This is a genomic window from Hydrogenophaga sp. RWCD_12, assembly GCF_046604225.1.
Taxonomy (GTDB): Bacteria; Pseudomonadota; Gammaproteobacteria; order Burkholderiales; family Burkholderiaceae_C; genus Hydrogenophaga.
On sequence record NZ_JBKIXC010000002.1, the window covers coordinates 899746 to 922102 of the forward strand.

Here is a 22357-nt window from a genome sequence, read left to right on the forward strand (position 1 = left end):
AATCAGCCCTGTTCTTTGAGGAAGGTCTCGATGATGGGCAGCAGGCGGGCGACGATCTCGTCGGCCTCGGCGGCGCTGATGATCAGCGGCGGCACCAGCCGGATCACGCTGTCGGCCGTGACCGACAGCAGCAGGCCGGCGTCGGCCGCGCGTTGGGTGATCACGCCGCAGGGCATGTCCAGCTCGATGCCGATCATCAGGCCATGGCCGCGCACTTCCTTGACGCCCTTCTTGCCCATCAGGGCGGTCAGCAGCCGGGTCTGCAGGTGCAGGCCGACCTTCTCGGCATTGGCCAGCAGGCCCTCTTCTTCCATGATGCGGATGGTCTCGACCCCCGCGCGCATGGACAGCGGATTGCCGCCAAACGTGGTGCCGTGATTGCCCGGCTGGAAGATGTTTGCGGCCTTAGGGCCAGCGACCACCGCGCCGATCGGCACGCCCGAGCCCAGGCCCTTGGCCAGCGGCATCACGTCGGGCTGGATGCCCGCCCACTGGTGTGCGAACCACTTGCCGGTGCGGCCCATGCCGCACTGCACTTCGTCGATCATCATCAGCCAGTCGTTGGTGTCGCACAGGGCGCGCACCTGCTGGAGGTACTCGATGCGCATCGGGTTGATGCCGCCTTCGCCCTGGATGGTCTCGAAGAAAACGGCGACCACGTTGGGATTGCCGGCCGTGGTCTTCTTCAGCGCGTCGATGTCGTTCACCGGCACGCGGATGAAGCCTTCGACCAGCGGGCCGAAGCCGGCCTGTACTTTGGGATTGCCGGTGGCCGACAGGGTGGCGATCGAGCGGCCGTGGAAGGCCTTTTCATAGACCACGATCTCCGGACGCTCAATGCCCTTGTCGTGGCCGTACTTGCGCGCCAGCTTCAGCGCCGCTTCGTTGGCTTCCAGGCCGGTGGAGCAGAAAAAGACGTTGGTCAGGCCCGAGCGTTCCACCAGCAGCTTCGCCAGCTCTTCCTGGCCGGGCACGTGGTAGTAGTTGCAGCAGTGGATCATGTTGGCCACCTGCTCCTGCAGCGCTTTCACCAGTTTGGGGTGTCCATGCCCCAAGGTGTTCACCGCGATACCCGCCAGCGCGTCCAGGTATTCCTTGCCGTTGACGTCCCAGACGCGGCAGCCCTTGCCGTGCGACATGGCGATCGGCAGGCGCCCGTAGGTGTTCATCACGTGGGGCGACGACGGGACGACGGGGGCAGACACAGCGGCGTTCATGCGGACTCCAGAGGATCGGGAAGGGCCAAAAGAAAGCGGCTCAACGCAGGTTGAGCCGTTGAAAAGCGATTTTAGGCGCAGGATTGGGCATCATCTTTGCTTGTTCCGCATCAGAGCCATGCGGCACACTGCGGTCACCTTTGGGTGGCCCGCTGCGCGGCCGGGTTAACCCTAGGCTCAAGTCTTATATAAGATAGAATACCGCCATCCGCAACGGCATCTCATTCCATGGCTGAGACCCCCACCGCCAAACAAGTGTTCATCCAGGGTGTGACCCGGGGTGGACGCACGTTTCGGCCCAGCGACTGGGCCGAGCGGCTGGCGGGCGTGATGAGCCAGTTCCGCCCCGGCGGCGGCTCCGCCCGCATCGGCAGCCACATTGCGTATTCCCCCTGGTGCGTACCGACCGTGATGAACGGAGTGAAGGTCGTGATCGTGCACACCGACCTGCGCGAAGCCGAGCCCATGGCCTGGGACTTCTGCATGAACTTCGCCAAAGACAACGACCTGCAGGTCGTCGAGGGCTGCCTGCTGCCGGACGTGAAGTAGCGCGCACCCCTGCCGCGCTGCGCGCGACCACCTCAAGGGGGCAACGCGGTGCTGCCTGGGGGAGCCGGTTCCGCCGAGTTCTGGCATAGGGACACCCCGTTTCGTCTTCCGCTATCCTCCGCCGATTGCGGCGTGTGCCGTGTTTGCGGAGCGAATTTCATGGCAATGGACGTGGTGGACTACTACCTGCATGGCGACGACATGCAGTTCATCGAGATCGAGCTGGACCCCGGCGAGGCCGCGGTCGGCGAGGCCGGCAGCATGATGTACATGGAGGACGGGATCGCGATGACCACCGTCTTCGGCGACGGTTCGGCGGGTTCGTCGGGCGGCGGCCTGTTTGGCAAGCTGCTGGGCGCGGGCAAGCGCCTGATCACTGGCGAGTCGCTGTTCACCACGGTCTACACCAACCAGGGCAACGGCAAGCGCAAGGTCGCGTTCGCAGCGCCCTACACCGGCAAGATCATCCCGTTCGACCTGTCGCAGCTGGGCGGCACCCTGATCTGTCAGCGCGACGCCTTCCTGTGTGCGGCCAAGGGCGTGTCGCTGGGCATTGCCTTCCAGCGCAAGCTGGGCACCGGATTCTTCGGCGGCGAAGGCTTCATCATGCAGAAGCTCGAAGGCGACGGCCTGGCCTTCGTGCACTCGGGCGGCACGGTGCTCAAGCGCGATCTGGCGCCGGGCGAGGTACTGCGGGTGGATACCGGCTGTGTGGTGGCCTACACGACGGGGGTCGACTTCGACATCCAGTTCGTCGGTGGCGTCAAGACGGCACTGTTTGGTGGCGAGGGCCTGTTTTTCGCGACCCTGCGCGGCCCGGGCACGGTCTGGATCCAGTCGCTGCCGTTCGCCCGTCTGGCTTCTCGCATCTTTGCCGCCGCGCCCCGGACGCAGGGCGGCGGTGGCTCGGGTGGCGAGCAGGGCGGCCTGACGGCGGGCATTCTGGGCGGTGGTCTGCTGGGTGGTCTGATCGGCGGAGACGACGACTGAAACCGATTGCCCAAAGAAAAACCGCCCCGAGGGGCGGTTTTCTTTTTTGCTGGCAGCGCACCGTTTCAAACGGCAGACCAGGGAATCATGGATTCGATGGTCCGGGCTGATGGCCTGCCGGGGCAGGCCGTTGGCCGCTGCTGTTAAGCGGCGGTGGCCAGGGCCTTGACCTTGGCGGACAGGCGGCTCTTGTCGCGGGAAGCCTTGTTCTTGTGGAAGATGCCCTTGTCGGCCACGGTGTCGACCACGGCTTGCATCTTGGCGAACAGTTCGGCGGCCTTGGTCTTGTCGCCGGCCACAACGGCCTTCTCGACGTTCTTGACGGCGGTGCGGTACTTGGAACGCAGCGAGCTGTTGGCGGCGTTCAGTTTGACGTCCTGGCGGGCGCGTTTGCGGCCAGACGCCAGACGGGGGTTCTTTTTCTTCGGCTTGGTTGCCATGGTGTAAATCCTTTAAGTGTTTGGGGATGTTGCCAGCAAAGCCCGCGATTCTATCACGCACCCCCAAGCCAGGCCAGTCTGCCCGCCCGGCAGGGAGGGTGGGCAGTACACTGCCCCGGTGTCGCTCTTCAAGTCCGCCTCCCTCGTTTCCCTGCTGACCCTGGCCTCGCGCATCACCGGTCTGGTGCGCCAGCTGCTGATTGCCGCGCTGTTCGGCGCCAGCCCGCTGACCGACGCCTTCAATGTGGCGTTCCGGATTCCCAACATGTTCCGCCGGCTGTTTGCCGAAGGGGCCTTCAGCCAGGCTTTCGTGCCGGTGCTGGCGGGCGTGCGGGCCAAGGAAGGCGACGAGGCCACGCGCGACTTGGTCGACCAGATCGCCACCGTGCTGGTCTGGGCGCTGCTGCTGACCTGTGTGGCAGGGGTGGCACTGGCGCCGGTACTGGTCTGGGCCATGGCCAGCGGGCTGAAACAGAGCGTGGATGGATTCGAATCCGCGGTGTTCATGACCCGCTGGATGTTCCCGTACATCGGTTTCATGTCGCTGGTGGCCCTGTCGGCGGGCATTCTCAACACCTGGAAGCGGTTTGCCGTGCCCGCGGCGACGCCGGTGCTGCTCAACATCGCGATGATCGCGGCCGCGTCGCTGGGTGCCCCGTGGTTCCGGTCGATCGGCATTGCGCCCATTTATGCGCTGGCGGCGGGCGTGATGCTGGGCGGCATGCTGCAACTGGGCGTGCAGATTCCGGCGCTGCTGAAGATTGGCATGCTGCCGCGCATCGGCTGGCGCTGGTCGCAGATCAGGGCGGCCTGGTTCTATCCGGGCACGCGCCGCGTGACCAGCCTGATGCTGCCCGCGTTGCTGGGGGTGAGCGTGGCCCAGATTTCGCTGCTGATCAACACGCAGATCGCCTCGCATCTCGCACCCGGCAGCGTCAGCTGGCTTTCGTACGCCGACCTGCTGATGGAGTTTCCGACCGCCATGCTGGGCGTGGCGCTGGGCGTCGTGCTGCTGCCGCAGCTGGCCGCGGCGAAGGCGACCGACGACGGTGCCCGCTACAGCCAGCTGCTCGACTGGGGCCTGCGCCTGATGGTGCTGCTGGCGGTGCCCAGTGCGCTGGCGCTGCTGACCTTTGCCAAACCGCTGGTGGCGGTGCTCTACCACTACGGGGCGTTCACGGCCCGCGACGTGGAGCAGACTTCATACGCTCTCATGGGATATGGCGCCGGCCTGCTCGGGCTGGTGGCGATCAAGGTGCTGGCGCCCGGTTTCTACGCACGGCAGGACATCCGCACGCCGGTCAAGATTGCCATCCTGGTGCTGACACTGACGCAGGCCATGAATTTCCTGTTCGTGCCCCGGCTGGCGCACGCGGGACTGGCCCTGTCGATCGGGCTGGGCGCCATGGTGAATGCGACCCTGCTGCTGTTGGGGCTGATCCGCCGTGGCGCCTACCAGCCGTCCAGTGGCTGGGGCCGGTTCCTGATGCAGGTGCTGGCCGCGAGCGCGCTGATGGCGGTGTTCCTGCTCTGGAGCGCCGAGACGGTGAACTGGACCGCGTTCGAGGGCGGTCGCCTGCTGCGCGTGGGCCTGCTGGCGGCGATCGTGGCGGGCGCGGCCGCGCTGTATTTCGCTACGCTCACACTTTCGGGTTTAAAACTTCGGCAATTCGTCCGAAAATGAATCTGAGGGCGCGCTGACGGCGTCCGCCGAACGACCATGCCCACGCCCTTCGAACTTCCCTCGTCAACCCCGCTGGCCTACTTTGCCGCGCTGGTGAAAGACGACGACAGCCTGCCCCTGCTGGAGGCGGCGGCGTCCATCGCCCAGGACGAATACCCCACCCTGGATGTGCAGGAAGTGCTCGATGAAGTCGACGTGCTGATCTCGCGCCTGCGCCGCCGCTGCCCGTCCGATGCCGATCCGCTTCAGCGCCTGCGGGTGCTCAACCAGTTCTTCTTCCGCGACCTGGGTTTCGGCGGCAACGTCAACGATTACCTCGACCCGGACAACAGCCACCTCAACGTGCTGCTGCGCACCCGCCGTGGCATCCCGATTTCGCTGGCCGTGCTCTGGCTGGAGCTGGCGCAGGGGATGGGCCTGAAGGCCCGCGGTGTCAATTTTCCCGGCCACTTCCTGGTCAAGATCAACCTGCCGGAAGGGCAGGTGGTGATCGACCCGTTCAGCGGCCAGTCGCTCAGCCGCGAGGAACTGTCCGAGCGGCTGGAACCGTACAAGCGGCGCAACGGCCTGGTCGACGACTTCGATGTTCCGGTCGGGCTGTACCTGCAGGCCGCGCCGTCGCGCGACATCATCGCGCGCATGCTGCGCAACCTCAAGGAAATCCACAAGACGCAGGAAGACTGGCTGCGGCTGATTGCCGTGCTCGACCGACTGCTGGTGCTGCTGCCCGATGCCTGGGTCGAGTACCGCGATCGCGGCCTGGCGTGGGCCGAGATGGGTGATGCGCGGCTGGCGCTGACCGATCTGGAGCTGTACGTCGCGAACACCGACGACGCGCTGGACCGAGACGCGATCCAGGCGCGCATCCGCGAGCTTCGGCGCGAGACCAGCCGTGATTGATCAGAGCCCCCACGCTCCGCCGCTGCGCGGGTCGCTGCCCCCCGGGGGGGCTGGGCCTGCCTTGGGGCGGCCCGGCGGCTGGCCCTCCTGCTCCCGCGTTCTACCGCTGCGCGGGCTGCTGTCATGACGCGGCTGATGCTGCTGGGGGCGACCGGACTGGTGGGGCAGTCGGCGCTGCAGCGGGCATTGGCGGATGAACGTGTGACGCAGGTGGTTGCGCCCACACGGCGCGCCTTGCCCGCGCAGCCGAAACTGCTCAACCCGGTGCTCGACTTCGCAGAGCTGCCCGAAGACGCGCCGTGGTGGTCGGTCGACGCCGTGGTCTGTGCGCTGGGTACCACGATCAAGGTGGCCGGTTCGCAGGCGGCGTTCTACCGGGTGGACCACGACCTGCCCCTGCAGGTGGCTCGGCTGGCGCTGCGGCAAGGCGCACGCGCCTATGCACTCAATTCGGCGCTGGGCGCCAGCGCGGATTCGCGGGTGTTCTATTCGCGGACCAAGGGTGAGCTTGAACGCGACCTGCGTTCGCTGGGCTATGCGTCGTTGACGTTTGTCCGGCCCGGTCTGATCGGCGGTGATCGCCAGGAATCGCGGCCGGCCGAGCGCCTGGCGATTGCGGTGACGCGGGGGCTGGAACCGCTGCTGCCGCGCCGTTACCGCGTGGTGCCGGCCAGCCAGATCGCGGCCCACCTGCTGGCGGCGGCGGTGGCTGCGAAGCCCGGCGTTCATGTGCTGGAGTCCGAGCGCCTGCTCGACCCCGTGCCCGTCCGGTGATGATCAGTGAGGCCGGTCCCGGCCAGTGGCCTGGGCAGGAGCGCCTTCGTGGCCGTGCCGGTGCCAGGCGCGCCGCAGCTGTGCGTCGGAGCTGAACCCTGCGATCTCCGCGGCCTGTGTCACGTTGCGGCCACTGCGCAGCGCGGCCTGCGCCACCGCCAGCCGGATCTGCTGCAGGTAAACCAGCGGCGACACGCCCGCATGTTCCTCGAACAGCCGCCCCAGGTGCCGCGGCGAGGTGTGGCCGCATTCGGCCATGCGTGGCACGCTCCAGTCTTCCTGCGGCGCCTGACTCACGGCGTCCTGCACACGGTGCACCACCGGGTGCAGGTGGTTGCGATGGTTCAGAAAGGGAGACAGCTCAGGGTCCTGTGGTCCGCGCCTCAACGCTACCACCATGGTCTGTGCCACTTCGGCGGCCAGGGTTGGTCCGAGGTGGGCGGCAATGCGGTGCAGTGTCAGGTCGATGCCGGTGGTCACCCCCGCGCTGCTGAACACCGGAGCATCGAGAACGAACACCCGGTTGGCGAGTACTTCGCAATCGGGCGCGGCCTGCCGCAGCTCATCGAGATGGTGGTGGTGCGTGGTGGCCTTGTGGTGTGCCAGCAGGCCTGCGTGCGCCGCGATCACGGCACCGGCGCAGATGCACATCAGCTCGATGCGGCCCTCTGCCAGCCTCAATCCTCGCAGCCAGTGCAGCATGGCGCGCGCGGGTTCGCTCTCCAGTTCGATCTGGTCACCAGGCTGGCCAACCAGAACAATCCACTGAGGTCGCTCTGCATCCGAGAAGTCCGAGAGCGGTTCCAGTCCGGTGATGACCGCACCCACCGAGCTGCGGGTCTGTGCCTGTGGGCCGGCGAAATGCAGGGCAAAGGCGGGTGGCAATCCACGTGCCTGTAGACACCGGTTGGCGAAGCACAGCGCTTCGGCCGGGCCCGCCCAGTCCAGGATCAGGCTGTCGTCGAGCAGCACGAAGTGCACGTCGACAATGGGCTGGGCCTGGTGGTTCACAAGGGGTTTTTCAGCCATCGGTAGTCCATCTGTCGCGCCGTCCGTTCCGCCAGCGCTGAGCAGGTCAGTCGCGCCACCAGGTGCAGCGACATGTCGATGCCGGCACTGATGCCGGCCGAGCTGACGATGCGGCCGTCCTCGACCCATCGCACGCCGTCCTGCACGCGCAGCGCTGGCGATTGCGCGCGCAGGTCGTCCAGGTCTTCCCAGTGCGTGGTCATGCGCTCAGTGTGCACCACGCCCGCCGCCGCCAGCAGGAAGGCGCCGGTGCAGACCGAGGCGGTGAGGGCCGCGCCTTCGCTGTTCCGTCGCAGCCAGGCCAGCGTGTCGGCGCAACGGGCTGCGGCGTCGACCACACCGCCGGGGACGACCAGCAGGTCGATCGGTGCCGGATCGGCGAAGTCGCGGGTCGGCAGCACACGCAGGCCTGCACGCGCCCGAATCGGCGCCAGTGTGCGCGCCACGCAGTCGACCTGCCAGCCGGCCGCGAGATCGCGCCCCGGCCAGTCGGCGGCTTCGGGCCGGGCGGCCATGCGTGCGGCGGTGGTGAAGACCTCGTAGGGGCCGGCCAGATCCAGTGCCTCGACCTCGTCGAACGCCAGGATCGCGATGGCGTAGGGCCGGCTCACGCTGCCGCCTGCGCGCGCGACAGGGCCTCGTCGACGCTGCACAGCGTGCAGAAACGGTCCTGCAGCACGGTGGCGGTGCGTGCCTTGATCTCGGCAGCGGTCAGTGGCGACCCGTCGGGCTGCGTCATGTCGAAGGTCAGCGTCGCATCGGTCACGTAGTCGACCTGCCAGCCGAGATCGGAAGCGTGGCGCGTCGTGGTCTCGCAGCACTGCTCGGTGCGGATGCCGCTGACGATCAGGCGGCGGATGCCGTGTTCGGTCAGCCAGACGTCCAGGCCGGTGCCGACCAGGGCGCTGTGGCGGTGCTTGATGAAGGTGGATGCGGCATCGAAGCCGGTCAGGCCGGCGAGCGGCGAAACATGGCCGCTGGCCAGTGCAAACGCGTTGTTGGCCGTTTCCGGACCATCGCTGTGCAACACCCGGATCACCGGAATGCCGAGGCGGATGCTCCCTTCGATCAAGGCGTTCTGGGCCGCGAGGAAGTCCGGCAGGTCGCGGTCGGTGAAATAGGGCTCGTACCGGAAAGACGACTGCACGTCGATGACGATGAGGGCGGTGTGGCTGGTGGACATGGGCGAACTCCGTGGTGTGGGGATGTCTGCCATTCTGGCCATTGCCATCCACGCTGTCCGCCCGGTCAGCGACCGGTTTCGTTCGTTTTCGGACAGGTCAGCCCAGGGCGGGTGCGCTGGCTTCTGTCGCGGATTTCTGTGTCGCAGGGACGGGCTGCGGCGCTGTCCGGTCGGTGGCCTGGGCAGCTTGTGCGCTGGGCTGGCTGGCAGCTGCGAAGTGCTCTTCGGTGCTGCGATGCAGGGCCTGGGGAATGTCCAGTTCGGACAGTTGCCGTCCCGGGTGCATGACGCCCAAACGCTGGCCGTCCTTGCTCACGAGAAACTGCTCCGGTGGTCCCTTCTCCCCGTGGCGGGCGCAGTGCCCCACCGCTGCCGCGCAGACCTGCCCCACCTCCGCGGGAGACAGACCCGCATCGCGCAACCGGTCGCCGGTCTGCCGCCAGGCCATCACGAACTGGGCCTGCTGCTCGGGGCTGAGACTTTTCGCAGCGGTCCGGGTTCCAGACTCCTCCACGCGCAAGGCCACCGTTTCGGAATGGACGGGTTTGCCCTGTGCATCGAACTCCGTGACCCGGGCTGGCTGGTGGCGACGCTCGTTCATCTCAATCCGCATGCGCCGCCCATCCTTGCCGTAGTGATCGATGTCGATGCCGCCGTTGGAGCTGTCGACGCTGATGTGCTGCTGGCTGCCGTCCTCCCGCGTGACCACGAACCGGTCGCAGGGCGACGAAGGTCCGCGCGTTTCGGAGCAGATGGTTTTGACCACCGGCGACTCGGACAGGCGAGCGAACAGCTTGCGGGCCCCAGGCGGCAACTGCGCGAAGTCGGCATGACCTTCTGGGATGATGTAGCGGCCGTCTTTGCCTACAGAAAGGCCCTGCTGTCCGTCGACCAGTGCCTTGTTGGCGTGGTCGCTGGCCATCACGGAACCCGCGACGAGGGTGCCGCTGCCGCTGGCCATCAATACGGTCTTGAGCGGGGTCGGCAGCGACGAACCCGGCAACATCGTGGGACCCGGGGGCACATGCTGGCTGAGGTACTGGTCCTGCCTGACGCCACCATAGAAGTAGGTCGCGATGTCGTTGGGTGTGCGCACGTCGTGCACCTGGCGGCCGGAGGCCTGGTAGCGCGCCAGTGCCGCCGCGTAGCCACCCGCGTCCTTGAAGTAGTCACCCTCAATGGTGTCGCGGGCAACCGGCAGGCTGTTGTAGACGTAGGCGTCGAGGTTGTTCCTCAGCGCAAAACTCTGCGCCATGCCGCCGCCCAGGCTGTGGCCGGTGGTGGCGAAGCGGTAGTCCTTGTAGTCCGGGTTGTCCTTCAGGTACTCGTACGCTGCCTGCGCCTTGGCCTGGATCTTGGCAAATTCCGAGGCACCGGCGTTGCCCAGATCGGACTTCCAGTTGCTCCAGGCGTCGGAGCCCTTGAAGTCGAAGGTGATTTCGTGCGTTTCACGGTTGACCGAGACCTGGAACTGGTTCTCCAGTTTGCCCTCGGCGTTGTGTTGGGTGTTCCAGCCCTCTTGGGTCAGGACTGGTCTGCTGTTGGAATCGATCGCGTATCGGGCTTCTTTCCAATCGACAGGAAGATGGGTTCCTGGCTGGGCGTGTACCCAGTTCTGCGGGTACTTTGTCAGCTTCTCAGCCTGCTGGACATTTCCATGTGGATATGCCCAGTAGGCCAAAGACATTCCGACTTTTGAATCAAGCCTGTTAAATGCGCCACTCGGACTAGCTTTGAAGGGTGCTCCGGCATCCATGCTTCAGCCCTTGTGATTGGCTTCGCCCAGCCACTCGTCACTCGGTCGCCTGCAGTTGCGGTGAATTTCTTCCCATACTTTTTGCCGCTCTGAGTCTTTTGGAATCAGAGTTTCCCACTGTCCCTGTCTATTTTTGTATGAGCTGCCGTCACGAAAAGTCGGCCAGATCTCGTATGCAATGGAATACGACGTCATTTGAGGACGCCCCGTTTCCAGAACCAAGCGCCGCGCAAAACACTGCTCAGTCAACAGCGGTAGCAGTTTCCCAAGGCCAGCCTCCCAGGCTTGCAGGTTTTGCCGAGGTCCCTTCCCGTAATCCAGCTTCCCCGGAATCGGCTCACTCGTCGCCAACTGCAGCGCCAGCAAAATCTTCGCGTCCATCGACCCCTTGGCCGCGGCCTTCTCGAACAACCGGGTGATGGCCGCCGGGTCCTTGACGTCTTCGATCCATCCGTCGGAATTGCCCAGGGCGTAGAAGTAGTCGCCCAGCGGGTCGCCCTTGTCCTGCAGTGCCTTGATGTGTGCCCGCAGCACAGCGATGCCTTTGTCGAGGTCGCGTTGCGCAGAGGACCGCTCGATGGCGTTGACCGCCTGGACCGGTGCCATGCAGCCGGCATTGAGCGCGGCCAGAAGAATGGCGAGAGCGCCAGTGGCGATGTGTGAACGGATGTTGTGCATCTCGGTGTTCCTTCCCTTGGCGGCCGAATGTACCGCAAGCAACCCAAAAGACCACTGGTGCCGGCCCCCTCTTGGGGCATATGCTGGTTCAGGACGATCGAGCAGCCGGAGACATCGGCCGCAGCATCAGCACCAGCAGCGACAGGGCGGCCAGCCCCATGCCGGCGCCGAACGTGGCCCCGGCGCCCAGCTGGTCCCAGAGCAGGCCGGCCAGGCCGCTGGCGATCAGCATGGCCACGCCGGACACCAGGTTGAACAGGCCGAAGGCTGTTCCGCGCAGTTCCGGCGGCGAGGTGTCGGCCACCATGGCCGCCAGCAGGCCCTGGGTCATGGCCATGTGCACGCCCCAGAGCGCGATGCCTCCCCAGGCGACCAGGCCCTGGCCGCTCCATGCCAGCAGGGCGTCGGCGCCGATCAGCACCACCACGCCCATGGCCAGCAGGGAGCGCCGGTCCATGATGTCGGCCAGCCGCCCGAACGGGTAGGCGCCCAGCGCATAGATGGCATTCATCACGATCAGCACCATCGGTACCCACGCGATCGCCAGCCCACCCTGTTGTACCCGCAGCACCAGGAAGGCCTCGGAGAAACGCGCCAGCGTGAAGACGGCCCCGATGCCCACGACCCACCAGTAAGCGCCAGAGAGCTTGCGCAAGTTCTCGCGCGAGATCGGTTGCGTGCGCGGTGCGCCCGCGGGCCGCTCCGGCTCCTGCACGCCGAACATCAGCAGCAGGACGCAGAGCGCTGCCGGAATCACCGCAACCCAGAACACGGCCCGGAAATCGTTGTGCCAGAGCAGCATCAGGCCCATGGCCAGCAGCGGGCCGAGAAAGGCACCCACGGTGTCCAGCGACTGACGCAGTCCGAAAGCGGCGCCGCGCATGTCGGGCGGCGCGATGTCCGCGACCAGCGCATCGCGCGGGGCGCCGCGGATGCCCTTGCCGATGCGGTCGATCAGCCGCGCCGCAATGACCGGTTCGATTGTGGTGGCCAGGGCAAACAGGGGCTTGGTGGCGGCGCCGAGTCCGTAGCCCAGCAGCGCCAGCGGCTTGCGCTTGCCCCACCAGTCGCTCAGCGCGCCGGAGAACACCTTGACGATCAGGGCGGTCGCTTCGGCCGCACCTTCAAGCAGGCCCACAGTCACCATGCTGGCGCCCAGACCTGTGACCAGGAAAACGGGCAGCAGGCTGTGGATCAGCTCCGAAGAGATGTCCATCAGCAGGCTGACGAAACCCAGCGCCCAGATGGCGCCCGGGAGCCGGCGCCGGGATGTCGGGGCGCCGGTCATGCAGGCATCGTCAGGCGACGATCACCGATGCGCCGTCGCCCTTGGGCGCGATGGCGCCGATCTCGTAGACCGTCTCGCCCAGTTCGCGCAGCGTGGCGGCGCAGGCGGCAGCCTCTTCGGCGGCGATCACCACCACCATGCCGATGCCGTTGTTGAAGGTGCGGTTCATCTCGATGTCGTCGATGCCGGCCACCTTCTGCAGCCAGGCGAACAGCTCGGTCTGCGGCCAGCTGCCCTTCTTGAGGTGGGCGGCCGTGCCTTCGGGCAGCACGCGCGGAATGTTCTCCAGCAGGCCGCCCCCGGTGATGTGGGCCAGGGCCTTCACCGGGTGCTTGGCCAGGGTGGCGAGCACGTTCTTCACGTACAGGCGGGTCGGCGCCATGATGGCCTGCTTGAACGGCTGACCATCCAGCGTGGCGGGCAGGTCGCTGCCCGCACGCTCGATGCACTTGCGCACCAGCGAGAAGCCGTTGGAATGCACGCCGTGCGAGGCCAGGCCCAGCACCACGTCGCCGGGCTTGACGTTCTGGCCGGTCAGGATCTTGCTCTTCTCGACAGCGCCGACGCAGAAGCCCGCCAGGTCGTACTCGCCAGCCGGGTACATGCCCGGCATTTCGGCGGTTTCGCCGCCGATCAGGGCGCAACCCGACAGTTCACAACCCTTGGCGATCCCGCCGACCACGGCCGCGGCCGTTTCCACGTCCAGCTTGCCGCAGGCGAAGTAGTCCAGGAAGAACAGCGGCTCGGCGCCCTGCACCAGCACGTCGTTGACGCTCATGCCGACCAGGTCGATGCCCACGGTGTCGTGCAGGTTCCATTCGAAAGCCAGCTTGAGCTTGGTGCCCACGCCGTCGGTGCCGGAGACCAGCACCGGTTCCTGGTAACGCTTGGGCACTTCGAACAGGGCGCCAAAGCCGCCGATGCCGGCCAGCACGCCTTCGCGCATCGTCTTTTTGGCCAGCGGCTTGATGCGCTCGACCAGCGCGTCGCCCGCGTCGATGTCAACGCCGGCGTCTTTGTAGGAGAGGGGGGTGGTGCTGGAGGTCATGGGAAAGGGAGGCGGGGAGAGTGGCGGCGCAAGCCGGAGACTAGAATTTGCCCCTGATTTTAAGGGTTTGCCTCTGCAGGCCCGCCCACCGACGAGGCTCCCCCGTACATGACCTTCACCCCCGCACAGCTGCGCTCCCTGACCTGGGCCGCGATTGCCGTGGCGATCTGGGCCGCGCTGGCGGTGCTGTCGCCGGTGTTGATGCCATTTGTGATGGCGGCAGTGCTGGCCTATGCACTGCATCCGCTGGTCGAGAAACTCAACGACCGGCACATTCCGCGCTGGCTGGGTGCCGGCGTGGCGATCGCGATGCTGATGCTGGTGATGTTGGCCGTGGTGCTGTTGATCGTGCCGGTGATCACCAGGCAGCTGCCGTTGCTCAACGAGCAGGTGCCGGCGCTGCTGGACCAGATCAACCTGCAGCTGGTGCCACTGGCGGCCCGGCTGGGCATCGACCTGCAGATCGACACGGCGCAGGTGCGCGACTGGCTCAAGGAACTGGTGACCGGCCACGAGCAGGAGCTGCTCAAAGGTCTGCTGTCCTCGCTGCGCATTGGCGGCAGCGCGCTGGGCGCCGTGTTCGGCAACCTGGTGCTCACGCCCATCGTGGCGTATTACCTGCTGCTGGACTGGACGGGCATGGTCGAGCGCATGAAGCGCCTGATTCCGCCACGCTGGCTGCCGTCGGTGCAGAGCTTCCTGGACGAAACCGACGATGTGCTGGGCCAGTACCTGCGGGGTCAGTTGCTGGTGATGGGTGTGCTGGCGGTGTTCTACACCGTGGGGCTGGCGATGGTCGGGCTCAAACTGGCACTGCCGATCGGTGTGTTCACCGGGCTGGCCGTGTTCGTGCCGTATCTGGGGTTCGGTCTTGGCCTGGTGATGGGGCTTCTGGCGGCGGTGCTGCAGTTCCAGAGCCTGACCGGGGTGTTGCTGGTGGCGGCGGTGTACACGGTCGGCCAGATCGCCGAGAGTATGTATGTGACGCCGCGCCTCCTGGGCGAGCGCATCGGCTTGCACCCGATCTCGGTCATTTTTGCGTTGATGGCCTTTGGCCAGCTGTTCGGCTTTGTCGGCGTGCTGATCGCGCTGCCGGCCAGCGCGATCCTGCTGGTGGGCATCCGGCGCGCCAAGAAACACTATCTTGCCAGCGACCTCTACCAGCCCCAGGCGCCTCTGCCTGCCCAATCGATCGCGCCGCCCACGCAGGACGCTGCGGAATGAACCAGGGTCAACCGCCCATGAAGCAGATGGCGCTGGACATTGGCCTGGCGCCGGTGCCGACGCTGGGCAACTTCGTGCCCGTGGGCAACGAGGCGGTACTGGAGCATGTGCGGCTGTGGACCGGCAACCCGATGCGCTCACCCGTGCCCACCTTCCTCTGGGGCGAGGGTGGCAGCGGCAAGAGCCACCTTCTGCGCGCGGTGCGCGAGGCGTTGCGGGAACACGGCGCCCGTGTCGGCTGGATCGACGCGGCGAACCTGAACCCCGGCGAATTCGACGACGACTGGGAAGTGGTCATCCTCGACGACTGCCAGCTCTACACCGCCGAGCAGCAGGCCGCGGCCTTCAACTGGTTCGTCAATGCCCAGACGCCGGCCCATGGCCCGGCGCGCTGGGTGCTGGCGGCAGCCGACCGTCCGCCGGCCGACCTGCAGTTGCGCGAAGACCTGCGCACCCGCCTGGGCTGGGGGCATGTGTTCCAGCTCAAGGCGCTGGGCGAGACCGAACGCCGCGCGGTGTTGCGCCGGGCCGCCGACGAGCGCGGTGTGTTCCTTGGCGACGAGGTGATGGACTTCATGCTCAACCGCTTCTCGCGCGACCTGTCCAGCCTGATGATGCTGCTGGACCAGCTCGACGCCTACGCCCTGCGCACCCAGCGCGCCATCACGATTCCACTGATCAAGTCCATGCTGGACAACGAATAGACCCGAATGCGCCTCGCCCTCTTTGACCTCGACCACACCCTGCTGCCACTCGACTCGGATTACTCCTGGGGCCAGTTCACCGTCACCATCGGCTGGCGGGACGCCGAGAGCCACACCCGCGCCAACGACGCTTTCTACGAGCAGTACAAGGCCGGCACGCTGGATATCCACGAGTACACCCGCTTCTCGGTCGCGCCGCTGGCCGAACACGGCGTCGCGCAGTCCGATGCCGCCCACCGGCGGTTCATGGACGAAGTCATCCTGCCGGCCATGCGACCCGCTGCCGTTCAGCTGGTGTTCCAGCATCAAGTTGCCGGTGACGAGGTGCTGATCGTCACCGCCACCAACGAATTCGTCACCCGACCGATCGCCCAGGCCTTTGGCGTGCCGGAGCTGATCGCCATCGAGCTCGAGCGCGACGCGCAGGGCAACCCGACCGGTGAAATCCGGGGCACACCGTCGTTCCGGGAGGGCAAGGTCGCCCGTGTGGAACAATGGCTGGCATCGCGTGGCCTGTCCTGGGCAGATGTCACGCACAGCAGCTTCTACAGCGACTCCATCAACGATCTCCCGCTGCTGGAGAAAGTCACAGAGCCGGTGGCGACCAATCCGGACCCCCGCCTCAGCGCCATCGCCACCGAACGTGGCTGGCGCATCCTGAACCTATTCGAATGATCAAGAAATTCATCGACAAGCTGCTGGGCAAAGCCACCGGCAAGAGCGCCAAAGGGGCCAAGTTCGGCAAGCGCGAAGACGTGCCGGCTTCCGTCCATGGCATCGACCCCAAGCTGGTCGACCAGCGCGCGCTTGACGTGGTCCACACGCTCAAGCAGGCGGGCTTTGAGGCCTACATCGTCGGCGGCGCGGTGCGCGACCTGTTGCTGGGCCTGCGTCCCAAGGATTTCGACGTGGCGACGAGCGCCACGCCCGAGCAGGTCAAGAACCTGTTCCGCCGCGCCTTCATCATCGGCCGGCGCTTCCGCATCGTGCACGTGGTCTACGGCCGCGGCCGCGAACACGAGGTGATCGAGGTCTCGACCTTCCGCGCCTACCTCGACAGCGCCGATGCCGAACAGGTCTCGGGCAACGAACGCACCTCCAAGGGCGAACTCTCCAGCATGAAGCACGCGGTGGACGCCAGCGGGCGTGTGCTGCGCGACAACGTCTGGGGCCCGATCGAGCAGGACGCCGCTCGGCGCGACTTCTCGATCAACGCCATGTATTACGACCCGGTGTCGCAGGTGGTGGTCGACTTCCACCACGGCATCCGCGATGCCAAGAAGCTCACTCTGCGGATGATTGGCGATGCACCCACGCGCTACCGCGAAGACCCGGTGCGCATCATCCGCGCCGTGCGTTTCGCCGCCAAGCTCAACGCACTCGGGTTCAAGTTCGACGCCAAGACGCGCGAGCCGCTGGTGTCCTCGCTCACCCTGCTGCAGGATGTGCCGCAGAGTCGCCTGTTCGACGAGATGCTCAAGCTGCTGCAGACCGGGCATGCGCTGGCCAGCGTCGAGGCGCTCAAGGCCAACGGCCTGGCCAAGGGCATCTATCCGCTGCTCGACCTGGTGGTGCAGCGCGCCGACGACGACTTCGTCAAGCTCGCGCTGCAGGACACCGACCGCCGCGTCGGCGAGGGCAAGCCGGTGGCACCGAGCTTCCTGCTGGCCTGCGTGCTCTGGGCCGACGTGCGCCAGGGCTGGAGCCGCCGCCTGCAGCCGCGCGGCAACCAGCGTCCGCCGACGCCGTTCGCGGCCTTGCAGGACGCGGTCGACGAGGTGTTCGACGCCCGCATCGGCGACGTGTCGGGCCGCGGCAAGCTGGGCACCGACATGCGCGAGATCTGGCTGATGCAGCCGCGTTTCGACAAACGCGTGGGCAGCGGCCCGTTCAGCCTGGCCGAGCAGCCGCGCTTCCGCGCTGGCTTCGATTTCCTGCGCCTGCGTGCACAGACCGGCGAGGTCGACGAAGAGCTGGCGCACTGGTGGGAAACCTTCAGCACCGCCGACGACGACCACCGCCAGGACATGATCGATGCACAGCGCCGGGCCGGTCAGCCCAAGGGCAGTGGTGGCGGCAAGGTGCGACGCGTCAGAAAGGGAGATCCCGACCATCCGGCGGCATCGACATCGGCCGCCGACTCGCCCGAAGAAGATCCGCGTTTCCGCCCGGTCGCCGATGCGGACGACCGTGGCGATGACGATCAGGACCACGACGACGATCACGAACAGTCCGACCAGCCGGCACAGGGCATCCCGCCTGACGGCATCGCGCCGGCCAGGAAGCGCCGCCGCCGCCGCCGCAAGCCCGGTGGCGGTGCGGGTCGCGCCGAGGGCGAAGCGCCGTCTTCGGGCGAGTGATCGCCAGCCGGCAGACCGTGGACAGGGCCGAAGTCACTGCATGGGTGGCCCTCGGCGCCAACCTTGGCGATGCCGTGCAGACCCTGCGCGAGGCGATCACCGTGCTGGCCGACCTGCCCGGGGTGCGGGTGGTCAAGGCGTCCAGCCTTTACCGCACCGCGCCTATCGAGTCCAGCGGCCCGGACTACATCAATGCGGTGGCTGAAGTCGCCACCACGCTGACAGCGCCCGACCTGCTGTCGGCCCTGCAGGACATCGAGCAGGACTTTGGCCGCGAACGCCCGTACCACAACGCCCCGCGCACGCTGGACCTGGACCTGCTGCTCTACGGCGGCGCCAGCATCGACTCCCGGGCGCTGACCGTGCCGCATCCCCGGATGTGGTCAAGGGCCTTTGTGCTCGTGCCGCTCGCCGAGATCGCGCCGGCGCTGGTGTCCGAGGCCGACCTGGCGGCAGTGCAGGAACAGGGCATTGCGCGCTCGGATGACTCGTCGCCCGCTCAGACCTGAGGCATCAGGCCGGCCAGCTTTTCGCGCAGTGCCTGCATGCGCACCGGTTTGGGAAGAAAGTCGTCCATGCCCGCGGCCATGCAGCGCACCCGGTCGCTTTCGAACGCATTGGCAGTGAGTGCGACGATGGTGGGCTGCTGTGGCAGCTCCAGGCCGCGGATGAACTCGGTGGCCTGGGCGCCGTCCATACCGGGCATCTGCATGTCCATCAGCACGATGTCCACGCCGCCTTCGGTGACGCGGCTGACCGCATCCTCGCCGTTGGACACGGCCTCGGCGACCATGCCCAGCTTGCCCAGCATGGCAAGCGCCAGCGTGCGATTGACCAGATCGTCGTCGACCACCAGCACCTTGGGCATCCTGCGATCCACGGCCCTGGACGGAATGGGCGACAGCGCAGCGGGGACCGTCTCCTGGCTGCGTTCGGCGGAGGTCAGATGGACCGAGAAGCGGAAGGTGGAGCCAGCGCCGGGCTGGCTGGTCACGCGGATGCTCCCGCCCATGGCCTGACACAGGCGCGCGCAGATCACCAGGCCCAGACCGGTGCCGCCGTATTCGCGCGTGGTGGAGGTATCCACCTGCGAGAACGCCTGGAACAGCCGGTCCTGGCGGTTGGCAGGGATGCCGATGCCGCTGTCGTGCACCGCGACGTCGAGCATCAGCCCATGGTTCAGCCATTCGCCGACCCGGACGTTCACCCGCACATGTCCCTGCTGGGTGAACTTGATGGCGTTGCCGATGAGATTGGAGAGGATCTGCCGCAGCCGTGTGCGGTCGCCACGCACATGGACAGGAAGGTCCGAGGAAAGCTGCAGCTTGAGGGTCAGCCCCTTGCGGTCGGCCAGCGGCCGGTACAGGTCCATCGTGCTGACCAGCGCCCGTTCGAGGGCAAAGTCCTGAGCCTCCAGCACCAGCTTGCCCGCCTCGATCTTGGAGAAGTCCAGGATGTCGTCGATCAGCACCAGCAGCGCATCCCCGCTGCCGCGGATGGTGTTGACGTAGCTGCGCTGCTCGTCACTCATCACCGTGAGTTCCAGCAGCTGAGCCATGCCCAGGATGCCGTTCATGGGCGTGCGGATTTCGTGGCTCATCATGGCCAGGAATTCGCTCTTGGCCCGGGTCGATGCTTCTGCACGTTGCAGGGCCAGCTGCAGTTGCGCGGTGCGCTCGGCAACCTGCCGCTCCAGATCGTCGGCGAGGGACTGCAGCGACTGGTTGGCGTGGAACAGCTCCAGGCTCTTTTCTTCCAGCAGGCGCTCGGCCTCTTTGCGGGCCGCGCGCTCACGTTCCAGCCGTCGGGCGTGCCGGGCTTCGTCGTCTTGCATGGTGGTTCAGGCCTGGCGGGTGAGCGTGAAGCGTTGTCCGGTCGCGCCCGCGGTGGTGGATGCCTCGCGCTCGATGCGAATCACCTCACCAAAGTGCGCCACGCAGCCGTGCATCAGTCCTTCGGCCAGATCCTCGAAGTGGCGCGGCGACTGGTAGAGCAGCACCAGCGTCCGGGCATCCTGGTGTTCCACGATGAAGCGCGGCAGCTCGGCATCGGGGTAGAGCTTGAGCACTTCGGCGTGGATGATGTCTTCGATGCCCGAGAGAAACTGGAAGGCATCGGTCACGCCAGTGAAGAAGCTCGGGTAGGCCTGCACGAAGCGGCCGAACAGGTGCTGTCCGAAGGTGCGGACCAGGTCCGGCACCGCCACCCCCGAACGCTGCGACAGCGCCACCACCATGGCGACGATTTCGCTGTGGGGATAGGTGCCGACCGAGGTGTAGACACCGCCATGGGGCAGTTGGGCATCGTCAATGATGTCGTCGACCATGTCGGCCGAAAACCGGCCCTCGACCATCTCGAGGAACTCTGTGAAAACGACGCCTTTCATGGCGGACTCCTGCAGGTGAAGCGGTGGGTGCCCGCCCCGGCATCCGGGGAGAGTCATCTCCGCCTATTTCGGCAGAGCCCGGTTCAACTGAAGCGCGATCCCGCTGTCGGCGGGCAATCCCTGTCGCCGCCCGGACAGGTCAGGGCGCCAGCCGTTCCCGCAGCCAGTCGCCGCCAGGCTGCAGCGTATAGCGCAGCCGGTCGTGCAGCCGGCTCTTGCGGCCTTGCCAGAACTGCCAGTTGTCGGGCTTGAGGCGGTAGCCGCCCCAGTGCGGCGGGCGGGGCGGGCGCAGCAGGAACTGCGCACCGTATTTCGCGGCGTTGGTCACCAGCACCGTGCGGCTGTCGATCACTTCGCTCTGCGGGCTGGCCCAGGCTCCAATGCGGCTGTCCAGCGGGCGGCTGTGGAAATACGCGTCGCTCTCTGCGTCGCTGACCTTTTCGACCAGACCCTCGATGCGCACCACGCGTTCGAGCTCGACCCAGTGGAACTGCAGCGCGGCGTACGGATTGCCCGCCAGCTGGCGCCCCTTCTGGCTGTGGTAATTCGTGTACCAGACGATGCCGCGCTCGTCGTAACCCTTGATCAGCACCACGCGGGTGCTGGGCCGCAGGTCGGCGCCGACGGTGGCGAGGGTCATGGCGTTGGGTTCGGGTACTTCGCCCTGGATGGCTTCGTTGAGCCACTGGTCGAACTGTTTCAGCGGGTCGGCGTGCGAGGCGGACTCGCTCAGCTCGGCCTTCTCGTAGCTCTTGCGCAGGTCGGCGATGTTCATGGGGTCAGTATAGGAGCCGGGTCAGAGGTCGTCGGCCAGTTTCAGGATGCGGGCCAGTGCACGGTCTTCGATGCCATGCGCGCGCAGCCCTTCAAGGGTCTGGCGGGCGTAGTCCAGGGTGGTTCCGTAGCGGCCGCGGGCGTGCTGGAAGATCTCGCGGTAGCGCTCGTCGCTCAGGGGGCCGGTGTGGTTGGGGCTTCGAGGCGACAGTGTGAAGGCTAGGGCCCGCACCGGCCCTTTTGCGGTCTGGCACAGCAACCATTTCGGGTCGTAGACCGGGTTGGGCATCTCACGGGCCCAGAGCGCGGGCATGCTGGCCTCGACCTTTTCGTGCGGCAGGCGCAGGGCCATGCCAGTGCAGCTGCCGCCCGGCATGAGCGCGAACACCAGGCCCGGACGCTCGGGCGTGCCGCGGTTGACGCGGCTGTACATGTGCAGGCAGCGGTGGAAGCCGTGCACGCGGGCGATGCGCTGCTCGGCGGCTTCGAACTCGGGGCGCCAGACCAGCGAGGCGTAACCGAAGACCCAGAGGTCGGCGCGTGGCCCCAGCGAGCGCCACTGTGCCAGCGTGTCGGCCATCATTTGCGCCCCATTGCGCCGGGACGGCTCCCAGGTGGTGGGGGCGGGGCAGCGGGGCGCCGGGGGCAACTGGGGAGCGCGCGATGCGGCCATTTACAATGCTGGGTTGTTTGTGTTCGGCCGGTCTTCTGAGGCAGGGTCCGGGCGCCGGCGGTTTCCCCATCCCCCATTATTCTTCACGGAGTGTTACCCATGTCTTCTCAGGACGAAGAACAAGAAGGCCGCATCGTCGCGGCTGTGCTGATTGCGGCGCTGGTGCTGGCCGTTGGTCTGGTCGTCGGTGTGGCGATCCAGAAGGCCCGTTCGTTTGGTGCGAAGAAGGCTGCCCCGGCAGCGGCTGCGGTGGTCGCTCCGGCTGCCGATGCGCATGCTGCGGCCCCTGCTGCTCCCGCCGCCGACGCCGCTGCTGCCACTCCGGCCGCCGCTGCCGCAGGCAAGGACGACGCCAGCGTGGTGGTCGAAAACGGCGTGGTGAAGTTCTACTTCGCTTCCGGCAAGTCCGACCTGGCCCCGGGTGCCGTGGAAGCGCTGGGCGACGCCATCGCCGCCGGCAAGGCCGGCAAAAAGCTGGTGATCTCCGGTTTCCACGATTCGACCGGTGACCCGGCCAAGAACGCCGAACTCGCCAAGTTGCGCGCCTTCGCCGTGCGCGACGCGCTCAAGGGTGCTGGCGTGGCCGAGTCGGGCATCGAGCTGAAGAAGCCCGAAACCGCGACCGGTACCGGCAACAACGCCGAAGCCCGCCGCGTGGAAGTGGTGATTGCGCCCTAATCTGGCGCGGTTCCCGACAAAA

The 22357-nt window shown here is 66.7% G+C and carries 24 protein-coding genes; 11 read left to right on the top strand and 13 right to left on the bottom strand.

Translation table 11 applies throughout. The features are described 5' to 3' along the window. Positions 1 to 2: 2 nt before the first annotated feature. Positions 3 to 1205, bottom strand: a complete 1203-nt coding sequence (locus ACLIJ1_RS11435) for an aspartate aminotransferase family protein (protein ID WP_411365754.1) — start codon at positions 1203 to 1205, stop codon at positions 3 to 5. A 240-nt stretch (positions 1206 to 1445) separates the two neighbouring features. Here ACLIJ1_RS11435 and ACLIJ1_RS11440 point away from each other — a divergent pair, with 240 nt between their 5' ends. Both ACLIJ1_RS11440 and ACLIJ1_RS11445 read left to right on the top strand, forming a co-directional pair. After that, positions 1446 to 1766, top strand: a complete 321-nt coding sequence (locus ACLIJ1_RS11440) for a DUF3579 domain-containing protein (RefSeq protein ID WP_411365634.1) — start codon at positions 1446 to 1448, stop codon at positions 1764 to 1766. A gap of 159 nt (positions 1767 to 1925) precedes the next feature. Beyond that, positions 1926 to 2756 carry a TIGR00266 family protein gene (locus ACLIJ1_RS11445; protein ID WP_411365635.1) on the top strand — a complete coding sequence of 277 codons (831 nt, stop codon included), beginning with the start codon at positions 1926 to 1928 and terminating at the stop codon, positions 2754 to 2756. Between the two features lie 143 nt (positions 2757 to 2899). On the opposite strand, the gene rpsT is transcribed toward ACLIJ1_RS11445, so the two are convergent. Next, positions 2900 to 3196, bottom strand: a complete 297-nt coding sequence (rpsT, locus tag ACLIJ1_RS11450) for a 30S ribosomal protein S20 (RefSeq protein WP_411365636.1) — start codon at positions 3194 to 3196, stop codon at positions 2900 to 2902. A gap of 118 nt (positions 3197 to 3314) precedes the next feature. Between rpsT and murJ the strand changes: the two genes are divergently transcribed. The 3 genes from murJ (at position 3315) to ACLIJ1_RS11465 (ending at position 6554) form a co-directional block, all read left to right on the top strand. Next, positions 3315 to 4880, top strand: coding sequence for a murein biosynthesis integral membrane protein MurJ (murJ, locus tag ACLIJ1_RS11455; protein WP_411365637.1), 1566 nt, complete (start codon positions 3315 to 3317; stop codon positions 4878 to 4880). Between the two features lie 36 nt (positions 4881 to 4916). Next, positions 4917 to 5780, top strand: coding sequence for a SirB1 family protein (locus tag ACLIJ1_RS11460; protein ID WP_411365638.1), 864 nt, complete (start codon positions 4917 to 4919; stop codon positions 5778 to 5780). Between the two features lie 123 nt (positions 5781 to 5903). Further along, positions 5904 to 6554, top strand: a complete 651-nt coding sequence (locus tag ACLIJ1_RS11465; RefSeq protein WP_411365639.1) for an NAD-dependent dehydratase — start codon at positions 5904 to 5906, stop codon at positions 6552 to 6554. Between the two features lie 3 nt (positions 6555 to 6557). Here ACLIJ1_RS11465 and ACLIJ1_RS11470 read toward each other — a convergent pair whose 3' ends face one another. The 7 genes from ACLIJ1_RS11470 to purM all read right to left on the bottom strand — a co-directional run bounded on the left by ACLIJ1_RS11470 (position 6558) and on the right by purM (position 13536). Continuing rightward, a complete protein-coding gene (locus ACLIJ1_RS11470) occupies positions 6558 to 7583 on the bottom strand; it encodes a GlxA family transcriptional regulator (RefSeq protein WP_411365640.1) in 1026 nt (341 codons plus the stop codon). Next, the gene (locus ACLIJ1_RS11475; RefSeq protein WP_411365641.1) at positions 7562 to 8194 is read right to left on the bottom strand and encodes a DJ-1/PfpI family protein; all 633 of its coding nucleotides are present in this window, start codon (positions 8192 to 8194) and stop codon (positions 7562 to 7564) included. Before ACLIJ1_RS11475 ends, ACLIJ1_RS11470 begins: the two co-directional genes overlap by 22 nt. After that, on the bottom strand, positions 8191 to 8766 hold the full coding sequence (locus ACLIJ1_RS11480) for a cysteine hydrolase family protein (protein ID WP_411365642.1): 576 nt from the start codon (positions 8764 to 8766) through the stop codon (positions 8191 to 8193). The genes ACLIJ1_RS11475 and ACLIJ1_RS11480 overlap by 4 nt, the downstream gene beginning before the upstream one ends. 97 nt (positions 8767 to 8863) lie before the next feature. After that, a complete protein-coding gene (locus tag ACLIJ1_RS11485; protein WP_411365643.1) occupies positions 8864 to 10453 on the bottom strand; it encodes a hypothetical protein in 1590 nt (529 codons plus the stop codon). Between the two features lie 72 nt (positions 10454 to 10525). Continuing rightward, positions 10526 to 11200 (bottom strand): hypothetical protein, encoded by a 675-nt coding sequence (locus ACLIJ1_RS11490; protein WP_411365644.1) that lies wholly within the window; start codon positions 11198 to 11200, stop codon positions 10526 to 10528. Between the two features lie 88 nt (positions 11201 to 11288). Further along, positions 11289 to 12488: an MFS transporter gene (locus ACLIJ1_RS11495; RefSeq protein WP_411365645.1), complete on the bottom strand. Its 1200-nt coding sequence runs from the start codon at positions 12486 to 12488 to the stop codon at positions 11289 to 11291. A 10-nt stretch (positions 12489 to 12498) separates the two neighbouring features. Next, on the bottom strand, positions 12499 to 13536 hold the full coding sequence (purM, locus tag ACLIJ1_RS11500) for a phosphoribosylformylglycinamidine cyclo-ligase (RefSeq protein WP_411365646.1): 1038 nt from the start codon (positions 13534 to 13536) through the stop codon (positions 12499 to 12501). A gap of 108 nt (positions 13537 to 13644) precedes the next feature. Here purM and ACLIJ1_RS11505 point away from each other — a divergent pair, with 108 nt between their 5' ends. The 5 genes from ACLIJ1_RS11505 to folK are packed head-to-tail and all read left to right on the top strand — an operon-like array spanning position 13645 to position 18333. After that, positions 13645 to 14760 carry an AI-2E family transporter gene (locus ACLIJ1_RS11505; RefSeq protein WP_411365647.1) on the top strand — a complete coding sequence of 372 codons (1116 nt, stop codon included), beginning with the start codon at positions 13645 to 13647 and terminating at the stop codon, positions 14758 to 14760. A 17-nt stretch (positions 14761 to 14777) separates the two neighbouring features. Then, the gene (hda, locus tag ACLIJ1_RS11510; protein ID WP_411365755.1) at positions 14778 to 15464 is read left to right on the top strand and encodes a DnaA regulatory inactivator Hda; all 687 of its coding nucleotides are present in this window, start codon (positions 14778 to 14780) and stop codon (positions 15462 to 15464) included. Between the two features lie 6 nt (positions 15465 to 15470). After that, positions 15471 to 16139, top strand: coding sequence for an HAD family hydrolase (locus tag ACLIJ1_RS11515; protein WP_411365648.1), 669 nt, complete (start codon positions 15471 to 15473; stop codon positions 16137 to 16139). Next, positions 16136 to 17824 carry a polynucleotide adenylyltransferase PcnB gene (pcnB, locus tag ACLIJ1_RS11520; RefSeq protein WP_411365649.1) on the top strand — a complete coding sequence of 563 codons (1689 nt, stop codon included), beginning with the start codon at positions 16136 to 16138 and terminating at the stop codon, positions 17822 to 17824. The genes ACLIJ1_RS11515 and pcnB overlap by 4 nt, the downstream gene beginning before the upstream one ends. A gap of 17 nt (positions 17825 to 17841) precedes the next feature. Then, positions 17842 to 18333: a 2-amino-4-hydroxy-6-hydroxymethyldihydropteridine diphosphokinase gene (gene folK, locus ACLIJ1_RS11525; protein ID WP_411365650.1), complete on the top strand. Its 492-nt coding sequence runs from the start codon at positions 17842 to 17844 to the stop codon at positions 18331 to 18333. On the opposite strand, the gene ACLIJ1_RS11530 is transcribed toward folK, so the two are convergent. The 4 genes from ACLIJ1_RS11530 to ACLIJ1_RS11545 form a co-directional block, all read right to left on the bottom strand. Next, positions 18324 to 19658, bottom strand: coding sequence for an ATP-binding protein (locus tag ACLIJ1_RS11530; protein WP_411365651.1), 1335 nt, complete (start codon positions 19656 to 19658; stop codon positions 18324 to 18326). The two genes, folK and ACLIJ1_RS11530, sit on opposite strands and share 10 nt — an antisense overlap. 6 nt (positions 19659 to 19664) lie before the next feature. Beyond that, positions 19665 to 20210 carry a heme NO-binding domain-containing protein gene (locus tag ACLIJ1_RS11535; RefSeq protein WP_411365652.1) on the bottom strand — a complete coding sequence of 182 codons (546 nt, stop codon included), beginning with the start codon at positions 20208 to 20210 and terminating at the stop codon, positions 19665 to 19667. A 139-nt stretch (positions 20211 to 20349) separates the two neighbouring features. Continuing rightward, positions 20350 to 20985 (bottom strand): pyridoxamine 5'-phosphate oxidase, encoded by a 636-nt coding sequence (pdxH, locus tag ACLIJ1_RS11540; RefSeq protein WP_411365653.1) that lies wholly within the window; start codon positions 20983 to 20985, stop codon positions 20350 to 20352. Positions 20986 to 21006: 21 nt separating this feature from the next. Then, positions 21007 to 21564, bottom strand: a complete 558-nt coding sequence (locus tag ACLIJ1_RS11545; protein ID WP_411365654.1) for a gamma-glutamylcyclotransferase — start codon at positions 21562 to 21564, stop codon at positions 21007 to 21009. A 192-nt stretch (positions 21565 to 21756) separates the two neighbouring features. Here ACLIJ1_RS11545 and ACLIJ1_RS11550 point away from each other — a divergent pair, with 192 nt between their 5' ends. After that, complete coding sequence (locus ACLIJ1_RS11550) at positions 21757 to 22335, top strand: OmpA family protein (protein ID WP_411365655.1); 579 nt, start codon at positions 21757 to 21759, stop codon at positions 22333 to 22335. Positions 22336 to 22357 lie beyond the last annotated feature (22 nt).